Source organism: Streptomyces sp. NPDC111802 (genome assembly GCF_055634335.1).
The window spans coordinates 185,072-200,854 of record NZ_JBVKCZ010000005.1; the positions used below are offsets into that span (position 1 = coordinate 185,072).

General features: G+C 68.7%; 15 protein-coding genes, 1 tRNA gene and 2 pseudogenes. 13 read left to right on the plus strand and 5 right to left on the minus strand.

Annotated elements, in window-relative coordinates:
- Positions 1 to 47: 47 nt before the first annotated feature.
- Complete coding sequence (locus ACZ7NC_RS07075; RefSeq protein ID WP_471485618.1) at positions 48 to 1,079, plus strand: Yip1 family protein; 1,032 nt, start codon at positions 48 to 50, stop codon at positions 1,077 to 1,079.
- Positions 1,080 to 1,193: 114 nt separating this feature from the next.
- Here ACZ7NC_RS07075 and ACZ7NC_RS07080 read toward each other — a convergent pair whose 3' ends face one another.
- Both ACZ7NC_RS07080 and dcd read right to left on the minus strand, forming a co-directional pair.
- Positions 1,194 to 1,697: a phosphoribosyltransferase gene (locus ACZ7NC_RS07080; protein ID WP_471485620.1), complete on the minus strand. Its 504-nt coding sequence runs from the start codon at positions 1,695 to 1,697 to the stop codon at positions 1,194 to 1,196.
- Positions 1,694 to 2,269: a dCTP deaminase gene (gene dcd / locus ACZ7NC_RS07085; RefSeq protein WP_471485621.1), complete on the minus strand. Its 576-nt coding sequence runs from the start codon at positions 2,267 to 2,269 to the stop codon at positions 1,694 to 1,696. Before dcd ends, ACZ7NC_RS07080 begins: the two co-directional genes overlap by 4 nt.
- 549 nt (positions 2,270 to 2,818) lie before the next feature.
- Here dcd and ACZ7NC_RS07090 point away from each other — a divergent pair.
- Positions 2,819 to 2,892: transfer RNA gene (locus tag ACZ7NC_RS07090), tRNA-Gly, on the plus strand.
- Positions 2,893 to 3,076: 184 nt separating this feature from the next.
- Here the strand turns inward: ACZ7NC_RS07090 and ACZ7NC_RS07095 are convergent.
- A pseudogene (locus tag ACZ7NC_RS07095) lies at positions 3,077 to 3,350 on the minus strand (histidine kinase); the annotation flags it as partial.
- A 6-nt stretch (positions 3,351 to 3,356) separates the two neighbouring features.
- On the opposite strand from ACZ7NC_RS07095, the pseudogene ACZ7NC_RS07100 reads away from it, so the two are divergent.
- From ACZ7NC_RS07100 to ACZ7NC_RS07145, 10 genes and pseudogenes are all read left to right on the plus strand, one after another.
- Positions 3,357 to 3,832: pseudogene (locus ACZ7NC_RS07100) on the plus strand (SDR family NAD(P)-dependent oxidoreductase); the annotation flags it as partial.
- Between the two features lie 30 nt (positions 3,833 to 3,862).
- Entirely contained in the window at positions 3,863 to 4,072 is a 210-nt protein-coding gene (locus ACZ7NC_RS07105) for a hypothetical protein (protein ID WP_471485843.1), read from the plus strand.
- Between the two features lie 171 nt (positions 4,073 to 4,243).
- A complete protein-coding gene (locus tag ACZ7NC_RS07110; protein ID WP_471485622.1) occupies positions 4,244 to 4,591 on the plus strand; it encodes a GntR family transcriptional regulator in 348 nt (115 codons plus the stop codon).
- Positions 4,588 to 5,571 (plus strand): DUF1648 domain-containing protein, encoded by a 984-nt coding sequence (locus tag ACZ7NC_RS07115; protein ID WP_471485623.1) that lies wholly within the window; start codon positions 4,588 to 4,590, stop codon positions 5,569 to 5,571. Before ACZ7NC_RS07110 ends, ACZ7NC_RS07115 begins: the two co-directional genes overlap by 4 nt.
- Positions 5,572 to 5,800: 229 nt before the next feature.
- Positions 5,801 to 6,529, plus strand: coding sequence for a sporulation delaying protein family toxin (locus tag ACZ7NC_RS07120; protein ID WP_471485624.1), 729 nt, complete (start codon positions 5,801 to 5,803; stop codon positions 6,527 to 6,529).
- Positions 6,530 to 6,625: 96 nt separating this feature from the next.
- Positions 6,626 to 7,225: an SdpA family antimicrobial peptide system protein gene (locus ACZ7NC_RS07125; RefSeq protein WP_471485626.1), complete on the plus strand. Its 600-nt coding sequence runs from the start codon at positions 6,626 to 6,628 to the stop codon at positions 7,223 to 7,225.
- On the plus strand, positions 7,225 to 8,175 hold the full coding sequence (locus ACZ7NC_RS07130) for a sporulation-delaying protein SdpB family protein (protein ID WP_471485628.1): 951 nt from the start codon (positions 7,225 to 7,227) through the stop codon (positions 8,173 to 8,175). Before ACZ7NC_RS07125 ends, ACZ7NC_RS07130 begins: the two co-directional genes overlap by 1 nt.
- Positions 8,176 to 8,191: 16 nt before the next feature.
- Positions 8,192 to 8,626, plus strand: coding sequence for a hypothetical protein (locus ACZ7NC_RS07135; RefSeq protein ID WP_471485630.1), 435 nt, complete (start codon positions 8,192 to 8,194; stop codon positions 8,624 to 8,626).
- Positions 8,627 to 9,056: 430 nt separating this feature from the next.
- On the plus strand, positions 9,057 to 9,800 hold the full coding sequence (locus ACZ7NC_RS07140) for a hypothetical protein (RefSeq protein WP_471485632.1): 744 nt from the start codon (positions 9,057 to 9,059) through the stop codon (positions 9,798 to 9,800).
- 13 nt (positions 9,801 to 9,813) lie between these two features.
- Positions 9,814 to 10,083 carry a hypothetical protein gene (locus ACZ7NC_RS07145; protein ID WP_471485633.1) on the plus strand — a complete coding sequence of 90 codons (270 nt, stop codon included), beginning with the start codon at positions 9,814 to 9,816 and terminating at the stop codon, positions 10,081 to 10,083.
- Between the two features lie 759 nt (positions 10,084 to 10,842).
- On the opposite strand, the gene ACZ7NC_RS07150 is transcribed toward ACZ7NC_RS07145, so the two are convergent.
- The gene (locus ACZ7NC_RS07150) at positions 10,843 to 11,214 is read right to left on the minus strand and encodes a hypothetical protein (protein WP_471485635.1); all 372 of its coding nucleotides are present in this window, start codon (positions 11,212 to 11,214) and stop codon (positions 10,843 to 10,845) included.
- Between the two features lie 457 nt (positions 11,215 to 11,671).
- On the opposite strand from ACZ7NC_RS07150, the gene ACZ7NC_RS07155 reads away from it, so the two are divergent.
- Complete coding sequence (locus ACZ7NC_RS07155) at positions 11,672 to 14,770, plus strand: FG-GAP-like repeat-containing protein (protein ID WP_471485636.1); 3,099 nt, start codon at positions 11,672 to 11,674, stop codon at positions 14,768 to 14,770.
- 172 nt (positions 14,771 to 14,942) lie between these two features.
- Here the strand turns inward: ACZ7NC_RS07155 and ACZ7NC_RS07160 are convergent, their stop codons facing one another.
- The gene (locus tag ACZ7NC_RS07160; protein ID WP_471485638.1) at positions 14,943 to 15,593 is read right to left on the minus strand and encodes a hypothetical protein; all 651 of its coding nucleotides are present in this window, start codon (positions 15,591 to 15,593) and stop codon (positions 14,943 to 14,945) included.
- Positions 15,594 to 15,783 lie beyond the last annotated feature (190 nt).

Sequence of the window (15,783 nt, forward strand, 5' to 3'; positions counted from 1 at the left end):
GAACCCTGACCGACCACCCGGAGGGGGGCCATCGCGCCCCCTAAGGGATGTCACAGGTCGGCCGCAAAGCCGGGCCCGAACCGCAGGGCCCGGCACGCGAATCTCCGGGACCAGGTACGTTCGAAGACGTGGCTGGATTCAGGATCGGACGGGGCAGCCGGAACAACGGCACCCCGCAAACGCGACCGCAACAACCTCCGCACGGGCAGCAGGCGCCCCAGGGACCGTCGTACGGCTATCCCCCGCCGCCGCAGCAGCCGTACGGCGGCTCGGGCGGCGGCGCGGGCGGCTGGCCGCAGGCCAACGGCGGCGGTGGCTACGGCGGTTACGGTCCCGGCGGTCAGCGCGGGACCGGCGGCCCCGGCGGTCACGGCGAGCCGGAGTACTTCGGTGACGGCGGCTACCCGCAGGGCCCGGGCGCCCCGGACCCGTACGCGGCCAACAACCCGGGCCACACCCAGGCGTTCTCGGTCGGCGAGGACCCCTACACCCAGGGCGAGACCTACCACGCGGGCTCCGCCCCGGCCGGCCCGATCGGCCCCCGCCTGCACTGGAAGGCCCTGCTGCGCGGGATCGTCCTCTCCCCCGGGCAGACCTTCCTCCAGATGCGGGACTACTCGATGTGGGGCACCGCCCTGATCGTGACGTTCCTCTACGGCCTGCTCGCCGTCTTCGGCTTCGACGGCGCGCGCGAGGACGCGATCAACGCGACCCTCGCCAACGCGGTCCCGATCGTCCTGACGACGGCGATCGCGCTGGTCCTGTCGGCCTTCGTGCTGGGCGTGGTCACCCACACCCTGGCCCGCCAGCTCGGCGGCGACGGCGCCTGGCAGCCCACGGTCGGCCTCTCCATGCTGATCATGTCCCTCACGGACGCCCCCCGCCTGGTCTTCGCCATGTTCGCCGGCGGCGACGCGACCTTCGTCCAGGCCCTCGGCTGGGCGACCTGGGTGGCCGCGGGCGCCCTCCTCACCCTGATGGTCTCCAAGTCCCACGACCTCCCGTGGCCGAAGGCCCTGGGCGCGAGCGCGATCCAGCTGATCGCACTGCTGTCGATCGTGAAGCTGGGCACGTTCTAGGACGGCCCCGCAGCACAGAAACGGCGAAGGGCCCCGGCGCAGTCAGCCGGGGCCCTTGTTCTCTGTTCGCCTGTCGGACGTACGCCGTCCCGCCGTCCCACCGTCCCGCCCCACTCAGGCGTCGAGCACCTGCCCGGCCCGCCGGACGACGGGCGGCTCGACACTCCACGGGAAGTTGATCCACTCATCGGTGCGCTTCCACACGTACTCGCACTTCACGAGGGAGTGGGACTTCTCATAGACCACGGCGGACCGCACCTCGGCGACATGCTCGACGCAGAAGTCGTGGACGAGCTTCAGCGTCTTGCCGGTGTCGGCGACGTCATCGGCGATCAGCACCTTCTTGTCGGTGAAGTCGATCGCGTTGGGGACGGGCGCCAGCATCACAGGCATCTCCAGCGTCGTCCCCACACCCGTGTAGAACTCCACATTCACCAGGTGGAGGTTCTTGCAGTCGAGCGCGTAGGCGAGCCCACCGGCGACGAAGACCCCGCCCCGGGCGATGCTGAGCACGATGTCCGGCTCGTAGCCGTCGTCGGCGATGGTCTGCGCGAGCTCACGGACGGCGACACCGAACCGCTCGTAGGTCAGGTTCTCGCGTGCTTGGCTGTCGCTCACACCTGCGTCCGATGGAAGTTCTGGAAGGACCGGGAGGCGGTGGGCCCGCGCTGCCCCTGGTACCGGGATCCGTACCGCTCGCTCCCGTACGGGAACTCGGCGGGTGAGCTGAGCCGGAACATGCACAGCTGGCCGATCTTCATGCCGGGCCAGAGCTTGATGGGGAGCGTGGCGAGGTTGGACAGCTCAAGGGTGACGTGCCCGCTGAAGCCGGGGTCGATGAACCCGGCGGTGGAGTGCGTGACGAGCCCGAGCCGCCCGAGCGAGCTCTTCCCCTCAAGCCGCGACGCAAGATCATCGGGCAGCGTGATGACCTCGTACGTGGAGGCGAGCACGAACTCCCCGGGATGCAGAATGAACGGCTCATCACCCTCGGGCTCGACGAGCCGCGTGAGATCCGCCTGCTCGACCGAGGGGTCGATGTGCGGGTACCGGTGGTTCTCGAACACCCGGAAGTACCGGTCCAGCCGTACGTCGATGCTGGACGGCTGCACCATGGTCTGGTCGTAGGGATCGATCCGTACCCGCCCGGCGTCGATCTCGGCCCGGATGTCCTTGTCTGAGAGAAGCACGCCCCGAGGATACGCAAGGCGCGCGGAACGACGACAATCGCGCCGCCCGCGCGCCAGGCTGTCACTGCTGGTGCTGCTTCCGCTTCCGCTCCGCTACCGCTTCTCCAGCTGCACCGGCACCACACTGCGGAGCCGGGCACAGCGGGGACATCGGACGAGCCGTCCGGGGCCGAGGCGATCGGCCTGCTGCATCGGGAACGAAGCGGTACTGAACACGTGCCCATCGGCACAACGGACGACGGTGCGCTCCATCAAGTCCTAGAGTCCCTTCCCCAAGAGCCGCGTCTGGCTGCTGCCCGCCTGACGACGAGAGGCCACATTACGGGATCAAAGGGACGGCCCTCCAGGCGGCACTCCGACCCCGCCCGGCCCCTCTCCCACCCCTCCACCGTACGCCCCAACTCCGGTACCCCGCACCGGGATCCCACCCCTGAAACACACTCAGGGCCCCACGGCGTCAGCGCCGGGGGCCAGTGATGGGGTACAGTGACCAGGCGATCGGACACCGCCTCCGGATGATCTCGAATCCTCTGGAAACGGGCGTCTTACGCGGGTGTAGTTTAATGGTAGAACATCAGCTTCCCAAGCTGAGAGCGCGAGTTCGATTCTCGTCACCCGCTCCATGTGAAACCCCCAGGCCAGAGGCCCGGGGGTTCTTTGTTGTCTAGACCGGTGGGCGGGGCGCGCACCACAACCCCACCATAAGAGCCTGGCTAGCTGCGAGTGGGCTTCTTCTTGTGGTGCGCCCGGTCGTCCTTGTGGTGCTTCGCACGCTCAGTGCGGACCAGGTCGTCGAGCCCGGCCGCGATGTCGCGCTGCCGCTCCTCGTCGGAATGCTGATAGATCAGCGCGGGCCAGCACCTTGGCCTGGTCTGCCTCGTGCTGCAGGCGCTGGCGGTCCAGGACACGGCTGCCTGGGCGGCAAGGACGCGGCGGTCCTCGGCGGGTAGGACGCGGCCCCTGAGCGCGAGCGCCATATGGTCGCCGACCGGCACGTCCACATCCGCGGCCTCGGGACGTTCCACGGCCGGTCTCGGGCCCACATGCCCGCGCAGATCCAGGGCGCGACCTCGCTCTCGCGGCCGACCGACGGCACCCGTGCGCCGTCGACTTCGCCCACCTTGACGAGGTGGAGACCCTGGCGAACCACGTCGTACTGGAACACCCGCACCTCGACGACCTGGTCAACGACACCGGGATGGCCGCCCCCGAACGGCACACCGTCACCGCCGACGGCAACGAGATCACCTTCCAGGTCAACTTCCTCGCCCACTACTTCCTCACGTGCCTGTTGGAGCCGGCGCTGACCAGCGACCCGGGCGGCCGCGTGGTCAACGTGTCGTCGTCGCTGCACCGCACGGCGTCGATCTCGTGGGCCGACCCGAACCGGGCCCACCGCTCCTCCCGGCTCGCCGCCTACACCCAGTCCCAACTGGCCCTGACCGTGTTCGCGTCCGACCCGCGTGTGACCGTGGCGTCTTCCACCCGGACGTCTGCGACACGGCGTTGGTCCCCCTGTACGCCCACGAGGGCGTCACGCCGGCCGAGGGCGCCGTGCGCATCGACCCGACCCCCGCCGTGGAGTTGACACGCATGTCGAAGCGCGCACGCAAGAAGAAGGCCAACCACGGCAGAAGGGCCGCGCCGAGGACGACGACGAGCGCGAAGGCCAGGACGACAGCGCGGGCGGGGTGGACGACCAGCCGCGACCACCACGCCGGAGTCATACCCACGGCCAACACTTACCTCCCGATACCCCGAAGCCACACCTCGGCGACGCCCGCCCCGCGCGAGGGCCGGTGATCGTCGCGGTGCTGACAGCATCCCTGCCGGGAGGGGCACATGGAACGCGGCACGGCGTCAAGAAAGCGTCGAAGATCGCAACGAGCCCCAGTTAAAGGTGGCCGCTCGACCGCACGTTCAGTGTCGCACCACCCCCCACATGAAGCGAATGGTGCTATCGTCAATAGCATCATGCTGCTGAGACTGGATGTCGCAGACAATCGCCCCCTGCACGAGCAGGTGGCGGGCGCGATCCGGCGCGCCATCGCCGAGGGAGAGTGCGGTCCGGGGGACCGACTGCCCCCGGCGCGTGACCTTTCACAGGCATTGGGCGTCAACGCCAACACCGTGCTGCGCGGCCTCAGGACGCTGCGCGAAGAGGGCGTGCTGGAGTTCCGGCGCGGCCGAGGTGTGACAGTGGCAGACGGGGCGGACCAGCGCTCCGTACTGCTGGATCGCGTGGGCGATCTGGTGGCCGATGCGGCACGCCTCGGTTACAGCAAGACCGACCTCATAGAGATGATCAGGGGGATTCCGTGAAGTACTCGGGCCGCGGCGGCGGGACCACGTGGGGCCTTGTCGGGTGGTGCGCCGGGATTCTGCTGTTGCTGGCGGGCATGCCTCTGGCCGCGAGCGGACGGTTGCCGGAGAGGCTGGCCACACACTGGAGCGGAGCGGGGGAACCCGACAGTTCCATGCCGCTGTGGGCGGCAGCGGTCTTCCCGGCTGCGATCTGGGCGGTGCTGGTTGTGGGAGTGGCGTTCGGGTTGCGGCGCACAGGCCCGGAGTCCGCAGGAGCGATACGCGGATGGACGGGCGTCACGCTGGCGGCCGGGGGCGTCTTCCTGGTCGGCGGGCAGGCGTCGGTCGTACGGGCGAACCTGGACCAGTCCGACTGGCACGAGGCCGGTTCGGTGACGGGCTGGGTCGTGGCGACCGTCGTAACCGCGGCCACGGCAGGTGCGCTTGCCTGGCTCGCAACCCGTCACGGGCCCGCGACGCAACACCAGGCGACGGACGGCCCGAGGATGAACATCCCTGAAGGCCAGCGAGTGGTGTGGCTCTCCCGCACATCCAATCCGTGGCTTCAGATGACCTCCGCCGTCACGGGGCTGGTGGCCCTGGCCGCTGTCGTGGCCGCAGTAGGGGGGCTGGCGGGTCCGCTTCCGGCGCTGATCCTGATGGCACCGTTCGCGCTCGCCTCGGTCCTGGTCCTCGGCTGCGCCTCGGTGCAGGCGCGGGTCAGCGAGGAGGGGCTAAATGTGTCCTTCGGCCCGCTGGGGTGGCCGGCGCGAAGCTGGGCCGTCCAGGACATCGAATCGGCCCGCGTCGAGGAACGCACACCGGCGCAGGTGGGGGGATGGGGGTACCGACTGAGCGGGCTGGGGACCACCGTGATGCTGCGCCGCGGCGAGTGCCTCGCCATCCGCGCCAAGGGCAAGGACTTCGCCGTAAGCGTCGACGACGCCGAACGGGGCGCCGCTCTTCTGAACTCCTTGGGTGCAAAGTCCCCGAGGTGAGAAGTCGGTCCTGGCCCGAGTTTCCCCCGGCGCGGGCCAGGACCGACTCCGACGGAAAGCGATAAGCCGCCGTTCGCATTCCGTCAAGAATTCAATAAAGGGACGTGGGTTTAGCCGCTGGAAACCGGCAGGCAGAACCTATTCCCTCCATGTGACGTCGGCCACTTTGATTCGACTCCCTCTTTTTCATGTGCAATGATCTTCGACGACATAACGCGCCGGGGGGAGCGTGGTGACCACACGCCTATCATCCCTCGAAGCGGTCCATGAAAACGAGGGGAACGAATTGAATATCAAGCAGCGCGGCATTTTGGCTGTAGCCGGCGTTACCGCGGCGGCTCTCTGTGTGGCTGCAGCACCGACGGCGATCGCGGACACCACCAGCACGTCCGCGAAGCCGGCAGCCGTCGCGCCCGCCGCTTCCGCCAAGACCGACGGTGAGAACGTCTTCCGTGGCCTGTTCTTCGGGCAGGGCAAGGTCGGCGAGAACCTGGCCGAGCTGGACCTCTTCTCAGCCGCGCGCCAGCACATCGGCAACGACTCCCGGGACGAGATCCGCGCGTCCAACGCGGTGATCGATCTGATCAACAAGCGCTCGCCCGGCTTCTTCGCAGACCTGAGCCGGAAGTCGCGAAGCGGCGACCCGCGCCAGGTGGAGAAGGCCGTCACCGCAGCTCAGAACATGCTTCTCGCGGTGGCCAAGACGGACAACTCCGCCACTCCCGTGGAGAAGGGGCAGCGCTGCGGCGTCACTGTGGCCGTTGGTGCCGCGGTCGTCCACGTCGCGGCCGTGGTCACCGCGGCCGGTGCCGTGGTGACGGTCACCGTCGCGGTGGGCGCCAACTTCGTCAAGGGCAAGAACTGGTTCTGGAGCGCGAAGCCGACCAGCGGTGACGGGACGCAGCTGTCGAAGGACGAGGCCGTCGCGCAGGTCACGAAGGCGCTTAAGGCCGCCTAGCAGCGAGCGGGGCGGGGAGGCTGCAGACTCCCCGCCCCTCGACCCGGGCCGCCTTTCAGCGCCCCACGGGGGCAGGAACTCACCAGAACTCACATCATGAAAATAAAACTCCGTCGCTTCTACGAGGTCTTTACGCAAAGCTGTGACGGCACGGTCTCCGTTTCAGTGAAAGCGGTGGCCGCTGTTTGTGTTGCCTGGGTCATCGTCATTGCATACGTCGCTCAGGAACAGCTGCCGAAGAACGTCATCTCGCTGCCCGCGCAGAAGAAGGTGAAGTACACGGTCGTCAATCTGGCTCCGCAGGGCTGGGCATTCTTCACCAAGTCGCCGCGGGACAATGAAGTGGTTCCCTTCAAAAAGGCACCGCGGGACTGGCAGCCGCTTGCGCTGACTCCTCATGCCTCACCGCGGAACGCTTTCGGCCTCAACCGAGAATCGCGTGCTCAGGGCGTCGAGATCGCGATGCTGCTCTCCGCCGCGAAGAAGAACGACTGGCGCGAGTGCTCCGACGACCGACAGCGCTGCCTGAAGAGTTTCGGCACGCCCGCCCGGCACGTCGAGAACCGCTCACCGGACCCCACCCTATGTGGAACCGTCGGCCTAGTGCAGGAACGCCCCACCCCATGGGCATGGCGTGACCTGATACCCGAGCCCCACAGCCCCGAACGCGTCATGGTGCTGGAGGTGACGTGCTGATGCGCCGACGCACCATCCCCATACCGTGGGCCGCCGGCTACGGCCTGGCCCGCACACTGCTGGCCCTCGGCACGCTCGGCACGCTGGCGTTCAGCGACGCGGCCACCCTCTTCCGGGAGGTGGCCACGGTCGGCCAGTATCCGCTGTGCCGGGGCGTCACGGCCGGCGGCGCCTTCTGCCTGGTGGAACCCGGCCACTACGACACCATGCGCTTGCTGTGCTGTCTCGTGCTCCTCGTCGCGGCCACCGGCTGGCGGCCCCGCTTCACCGCCGTCCCGCATGCCTACGTGGCCTTCAGCGTCTTCACCGGCATCTCCATCCCCGACGGCGGCGACCAGATCACCTGGGTACTCACCCTGCTGATCGCCGTAGTGGCCCTGGGCGACTCGCGACGCTGGCACTGGCAGCCCAGCTCGCCGCCCGGACGCGACCCCTCCGAGGGACTCGGCGTGCTTGCCCTGCTCGGCATCAGTGCGATCGTCGTGGCGCGGATCCAGGTGGCCGTCCTGTACTTCCAGTCATGTGTGGCCAAGCTCCCGCATGCCGAATGGGCGGACGGAACCGCCCTGTACTACTGGGTCAACAACTATGACTTCGGCGCCCCCGGATGGCTGAGGCCGGCGGTCAACGCCATCGTCCAGAACCCGATGGGCGTGGCTGCGATGACCTGGGGACCGCTCGTCATCGAGATCGCCCTCGCTGCCGCACTCCTGATGCCGCAAAAGGTCCGCTGGATCCTGCTGCCTGCCGGTGTCCTTCTGCACCTGTCCATCGCCGTCGTCATGGGCCTGTGGAGCTTCGCCTTCGCCATGTGGGCCGGCCTGCTCCTCCTCTTGGCCCCCCTCGGCCACGACCCGGACCTCGGACGCATCCTCCGCGCGGTGTCACGACGGACGGACGCGCCAGAGCCCGTGCACGACGAACCCGTCAAGGAACCCTCCCTCGCCTGACGCAAGGAACAGCACCATGCCGTCACACATGTTCAAAACCGTCGCCGTGGCTCTGGCCTCCACCAGCGCCGTCCTGCTGGCCGGCACACCCTCATCCGCTGCAGACGTGTCATGGAACCTCGTCCACGGAACCGCCACGGCTCAGGGAACCCGCACCATCGAGAAGGGTCCTCTGAACTCCACACTCGTCGTCAAAGGCGAGCTGACGAACACTGGGAACGACTGCTACTCCGTGTGGTTCCAGTTCACCCATGACTTCGCGCCCGGCCCCATCATCAAGCACGCGACCAAGTGCGGCCCCGGTTCGGCCCCGATCGACTTCCGCATGACGACCAGGCCGACCACCACCGGCTCCGCCTTCATCTGTAAGGGCGAGACCCGTGAGGACTGCGGGGACCGCAGGAGCATCACCTCCTGGCCCCTTCAGACGTCCGCGCCTCGCACCGGCTGACCTGGTGCCTGGAGCTGGCCGCGCTCGGCTACGTCTGGTCCAAGTCGCTGTTCAACCGCGACCCGAAGTAGCGAGAGAAGCACCGGTCAGCAGCTTGAAGGCCGCTGCGCACAGCTCGTCTCGCCCAAGGCGGCGTACGCCGCCCGTCGGAGCTCTCGGCCATCCGCCGGGCCGGGGCTGCCGCATTGTCGGCTGCAACTCGCGCTGCACCTGCAGCCGTTCGGCCGGCGGCGGCACCGTGGCGGCGTCGCCGAGTCTTCGTATGGCCCCGGACGAAAGCAAGGAGGCGGCGACCCAGGTCAACAGGCGCCTACTGGCCCAGGCATGCGTCATGGCGTTCGCACATCCAGATGACCGACGCCTCCTCGCGGAACCTCTCCGAGGTGTCATGATCACGTCGCATAGTGCCCGGCACGCAGGGGAGAAAACTGTGAACCTGTACTTCGCCATACCCCTCGTCCTGTTGGCGTTGCTCATCGCCGCCTCCGGCGCTGCGGCAGTTACCCGGCGCTGGGTGCTCCCCATGAACCGGGGCCATGTCCGCGCCCCGAAGATCTACGGCTGGGGTCAGCTCGTGGTGGCCTTTGCGCTGTGCTGGCAGCTGGTCTTCGGGCTGATGATCAGCGATTCCGTCGGCCGGCCGACGAGAACGCTGATGGGCAGCGCGATTCTCCTGGCCGGTCTCTGGCTCGGCAAGCTCAAAATCGACGTCAACGGCAGCGTCAGTCACAGCTGGACATCTGAGCTCGGCGTCGAGACCGGCGGCAAGGTGAAGGCTCACTCAACCGTCAAGGGCGACTACGGCATCATGAAGGAGAACGTGTACGGCTACGTCGCGATGCAGTACAGCAACTGCAGGATCGGCGCCAAGGAGTACATGGACGCGTTTGGGCTCCGTACCGCGAGGGCTGGCGCATTCACAGCTGACCCGTGCAGCACGATTGAGCGCCTCGTCGTGATCGTTGGCGCCAGGGCGCGTCTCACCCACCTCAAGGAGTCATCGCATGCGCCGACAAGTTGCCGCGCCGGCACTGCTGGCCCTCCTGCTCTCGGCATGCTCTGCCGGCAAGAGCGACGTCGGCTCTCAGGCCCCGGCGTCTTCATCGCCGAGCGCTACGGCGGCGAACCCCAGCAAGGCCCCCCGAGACCCCCTGGCCCTGCCGGAGAAGCCTGATTTCCTGCTTCCGGTGACCAAGGGCACGGACAGTCGCACATTGCCCGTGTTCACGCCGGCCGAGAAGGTCTACACCATCCACGCCCTCTGCACGGGTAAAGGCACCATGACGATTCAGTACGGGCCCAAGGATTCAGACCCTTCCAAGATCACGTGCGATGACCCGGTCACCGTCGGCCGCGTCTACACCGCACCCGACGAACAGAAGCACCTGTCGGTGAAGGTCAACGGCACCGATGTGCACTGGTCCATGGCCATCCTGTCCGGCACCCACGCCATGTGACGGCCGGACAGGAAAGACGACCTAGAAGCCATACGCTCACCGCTCAGGAGGCTTGATCGGTCGAGCAAGGTTCCTGGCCAGGTGATCCCGCCGTAGTCGAGGACAGAGGCAGGGCCTCTTGGTAGTTAAGGCCTGCGACCCGAGCCGAGCGATACCAGGAGGCCCTGTCGTCTGCGCCCTGCGTGCCCACGCCTGCATGGTCTGGTCACATCCGCTCGTTGCTGTACAGCATCGGAGTACAGCAACCCCAGCCATCGCCAGCACCCAACACCGGCCCCCAGGACCCTTCCCATCGCTCCCATGACCGATCTCTAGAGAGCTACGGATCAGACGGTTGTCCTTATGGAGCGCGCCCGTCACGGCCGCACCACAAACGCACCACATCGAGCGGGGGAACAGCGGGGAATCACGGTGAAAGCAGCCCGGCCCAAGGAGGCTGACCCTGGCCGTTTCGCCCAGGTCAGCAACCGAACCGCCCCCAAATATTCGCAGCTCCCCAAGCTGAGAGCGCGAGTTCGATTCTCGTGACCCGCTCCATGCGAAACCCCCCAGGCCAAGGACCCGGAGGTGCTTTGTTGTCGGGAGAGACACGCGGATTCGTCGCCCTGTCATGGTGTTGGGCCACCGAGCGGACTTCAGGCCCACTCATGCATCACCGTCGCCCGGCCCGCGATTGCGGGATCCTGTGCGACCTGCATCGGAACCAGCCACTCCCCGGCCCGAAACACCGAGCGAACCGACCTCTCGACCGGATCAGGGCTATTCGGTGCCGGTTTCGGCCTTGCGCAGCATCTGGGCCAACAGCAGGGCGCCTCCGGTCGCTGCCCCTACCGCTCCCGCGGCCAGAAAGCCGCGGGAGGAGCGCCAGGACAGCACCGACCACCGCGACTGCGCGGAAAACAAGGATCCCGTACTCAGCCACGACCCGGTCGAGATCAGTGACAGGGAGGAACCGATCGAGCCGACCGATAAGGCACTTCCGATCGAGCCGACCGACAGGGCCGAACCGACGGACCCCACGGACAGCACCGAACCCACGGAGCCGATCGACAACACGGAGTCCTGTGACCACAACGACAGCACCGAACCAGAGGCGTGACGACGAACCGACCGTACGGACAGCTTTGTCATGAGGGCCATCTTGCCCGCTGGTCGTCCTGTCTCGGGGGATTGTGGACCGCCAGGCCGCCGCATTGTCCGATGCGGCGCGGAAGGGCTTCCGCCACGCTCGGCGCGACCGGCGCGACCGGCGCCCGGAGCTGCTTGCCCGCCGACGGGAGTGCGTCGTGTCTGGTCATGACCATGCTGTTACGCTCCCCCCACGCGCGTGGGGGGAGCGGCCGGGGGGCCGGGGGAATGCCAGGGCGTTGTCGTATGTCCCGCCATGCCTTCTTCTTGCCTTTCAGGAGGAACGGTGGCCCGACTCGGCCGACACAGACCCGGACCGGCGCTTGGTTCGCACTCAGCACGAGCACGACTCGGCACACCGGCGGCACGTACCGCGGCCGTCCTGGCGACGGCGCTGACTCTCGGCCTCTCGCTCGCCGCGGTACCGCCTTCGGCGGCAGCCGCTCCGCAGTCGGCCGCCGTGGCAGGGGAGTTCGTACTGCCCGCCGCCCCGCGTGCCGTCCCCAGGGCCACGCAGATCCTCAACGCGGGGACCAGCGGCTTCCTCTGGGCCCAGGAGGGCGACCACGGGCTGCTGTGGACGGACTACGCCACCGGCGCCACGACCGCGCTGGAGCAGCGGCTGGACGTACCGGTCCAGTACGACATCGACAGCGGTTACTTCCAGCAGGCCGCGTCCTTCAAGACCGGCTACTACGGGCGGGGTTCCGACACCGTGGCCCTGTACTCCGAGGAGGACGCGCAGGTCACCCTCCTCAAGGGCGGCAGCACGACGGTCGTGCCGGTGCCCGAGTACCACACCTACCAGGGCACCTTCGGCGACACGGTCCTCACCAGCCACAACGGAACCGGCGCGTACCAGTTGTGGCGCGTTCAGGACGGGGGCGAGGTCACCGAGACGTCCGTGACCGGGCTGCCGGACGGCGCGTACGGCATCCAGGTCGAGGACGGCGACGCGCGGTCCGTCATCGTCAAGTACAGCACCGGCGCGAGCGACGAGGGCTGGGGCCGCTGGGGCATCGTCGATCTCGCCACCGGCGCCTTCAGCGCGCTGCCCGACCGTGACGGCACCTCGGACGGCTACGACACGACCGGCTTCCGGCTCGGTGCCGAGTCCGTGCTGCGGCTGCGCAGCGGTCGCTACAAGGCCGACCTGTACGACCGCGACGACCTGTCCGCCGCACGCCGTACCTTCGAGACGGGCGCTCTCAGCTATCAAGCCGCGTACGGGATCGTCGGCGACAAGCTGCTCGGCGTCAAACCGGTGTCGCCCGGCGACAACAAGTACCGGGGCCAGCCGCTGTTCGCCCTCACGTCCGACGGCACGGACACCGACCTGGCCAAGGTCATGGACCCGGCCGGCCAGCAGATCGTCCAGGCACCGGACGGTTCCGTCCTCGTGGCGGGTGCCGCGCAGTACGTCGAGCAGGGCGACCTCGACTGGGGCGTGTACCGGGTCGCCCGGGCCACGGACGGCTCGGTCACCCGCAGCCGACTGACCGCCGTGCAACCGATGCCCGCGACGGTCCGCGGACTCGCGCTCGGCAGCGGCATCCTCACCACGGCCGACAACAGCACGCTGTACGAACCGAACACGATCCTCGGCGCCTATCGCAGCACCTGGTTCACCACGAGCGGCACCCCGGGCGTCGCCAGGACCACGGTGGACGGACTGGTCAGCGGGCGGGACGGCGACTGCGTCACGGGCGACACCGGGTGCATCCGGATGTTCGCCGACGGCACCGGCCACCACGGCCGCCGGAACGCCACCGAGTCCGGCCTGACCATGCTGCGCGGCAACGGCACGACCACCTGGGGCCCGACCCTCGACACGGGCGACGACACCCCTTACCTCAAGGACCTCTCCGGGCGGTACGCGGTCGTCGACGGCGCCTCGTCGGGCGACCAGTACATCGGCGAGTTCGCCGAGGGTGTGGCGGGCAAGGTCCTGCAGAAGCGCGCCCGGGTCGCGGCAGCCGTCTGGGGCAACACCCTGTGGAGCGGCGCGGCCGCCGGAGGCAAGGTCACGGCCACCCGGCTCCCGTCCGGCACCGCCGTGGAGTCCTTCACCACCCGCAACGGCTGCGCTCCCTCCAGCCTCCAGGCCGTGGGCCGCTGGGTGTACTGGACGTGTGTGGACGCCTGGGGCGATGTCCAGGGCTCGGGCGTCTACGACCGTACGACCAAGCGCACCGCCACCGCACCGGCGAGCAGGGTCCTCCTCGGCGACGGCTATCTGGTCGAGCGCGTCGGCGGCATCCAGTCGAGCAGCGGGCTGAACCTCATCGACCTGCACAACGGACTGCCGTCCAGCGGCGATTACACGGACCTGCCGAGCCACAAGCTCGCCGCCTGGACCGACATCGGCCAGGACAACCTCAGGGTGGGCCTGAACTGGACCGTCGACCGCTTCGGCGGCGGCGTCGCCTACGCCGACCGCGAGCAGCGCGTCCATGTCGTGCCGACCGGCGTCCCGGCATCCGCGCTGACGGCCATCGACTCCACGGTCACCCCCAAGTCCGCGAGCTGGTCCGGCACTTGGTGGCTTTCCAAGCCTGCCGCCGCCTGGAAGGTGACCGTCAAGAACAAGGCGTCCGGCGCCACCGTGCGCACCCTGACCGGCTCGGCCGCCCGGGGTCTCCTGACGGCCACCTGGGACGGCAAGGACTCCGCGGGCCGCCTCGTCACCAACGGCACCTACACCTGGACGCTCTCCGCCCAGCCCGCCGACGGCCAGGGCGCCGCCCTCAGTCTCTCCGGCAGCCTCGCGGTGACCGCCGGCGCGGCGGCACCGCGCGACTACGCGGGTAAGGACGGCGTCGGCGACGTCCTCACCCTCAACTCCTCCGGCGCCCTCACCATCCACCGCGGCACCGGCACGGGCACGCTGGGCAGCAAGGTCTCCGGCACCGGCTGGCCGACCACCGCGAAGTTCGCGCCGTTCGGCGACCTCAGCGGCGACCGGTGCAACGACTTCCTGGTCCGGCTGAGCAGCGGCGCCCTCCGTGCCTATCGCCCGGCCTGCGGTACGGCGCCGACGCCGTCGACGCCGTACACCACCCTCGCCACCTCCGGCTGGACCCAGTACGACGTGCTGACCTCGCCGGGTGACGTGAGCGGGGACGGCCGCCCGGACCTGATCGCGCGCAACACCTCGACCGGCACGGTCTACCTGTACAAGGGGACCAGCACGGGCAAGCTGGCGGCGCGGGTGAAGCTGTACGACAACTGGAAGACGTACAAGAAACTCGTCGGGGCCGGTGACCTGAACGGCGACGGCATCGGGGACCTCCTCGCCCAGGACACGTCGAACAACGTCTACCGGTACGACGGCACCGGCAGCGGCACGTTCAAGGCTCGCGTGAAGCTGTTCTCGAACTGGGGCGCTTCCTACAACGCGGTCGTCGGAGTCGGCGACATCACGGGCGACGGCAAGGCGGACCTCGTCTCGCGCGACACCAGCGGCAACCTGTACCGCAACAGCGGTGACGGCAAGGGATCGTTCGGCGGCCGTACGCAGATCGCGACGGGCTGGCAGGGGTACAAGGCCGTCGTCTGAGGAACATCGACCCACGGCGCCCGCACACCGGGCCCACCCACATCTCTCGCTCTCGGCCCGGCAGTTCGCCCCTCAGACGAACTGCCGGGCTCCGTCCGCCGACGGCACCCGCATCCAGCAGTGGACCGACCGGCAGCCGGGACCGGGTGCCCGTACGAGCGGACAACCACGGTCAACAGCGGTGTCCCCAACTGCCGTGCCGCCTGGAGGGAAAGACGTCTCCGGTGCCCGCCGTGTCCTCTCCCCTCCGGAAGGTCGCCGCCGTCAGCAGTGCGAAGGCCAGGGCGAAGCCGAGCATGGTGAGCACGCCCTGCGGCCAGAAAATGTGACTGTCGACGAATGACCAGCAGGCGGCGAGCAGCACCACGGCACCCGGCAGCACCCGGACCCCGTGCCGCCGGTACAGCACCGCGCATGTCGCGAGACTCGCCGCGGCCAGGGCGTAGACCCCCGCCCGGCCCAGTTCGTCGCCGGTCGCGAACAGCCGCCCGGCTGCCCCGTGCACTCCGTGGTCGACCACCGTGCCCGCCGAGATCCCCGCGACGGCGTCGAGTCCGGAGTAGTACGCCGCGTAGACGAGGCATCCGGCCCAGGCGAGCAGCGTCAGGGCCCCCTCGGCGTCGCGGCGCGGCCTGCCCCACAACGGGACCACCAGACCGAGCGCCAGGAAGGGGAACACCGGCAGCAGAACGATGTGCAGCCCGGCCCAGTCGCCCGCCGTCGCCGCCGTCAGATGCCGGGGATGGACCAGACCGGCAACAGCCAGCAGTAGGGGGGCCGCCGTCACCAGCGCCGTCGTACGCAGAGCACGCAAGGATCGCATCCCGTCACCGTAGGAGGCCGCACCGGCTCCGCCGTGGCCCTGCGCGGAACGCGTAAGACATCCGTAACACCGGCGCGGCCGACTGCTTACGAGAGTCTGACGTGGCCCCCATTCCCCACCTGCCTCACTGCCACCACCGGCCACGCTCGTCCTGTCCGACCTCCACGCGGACGCACAGGCACGACGAGGA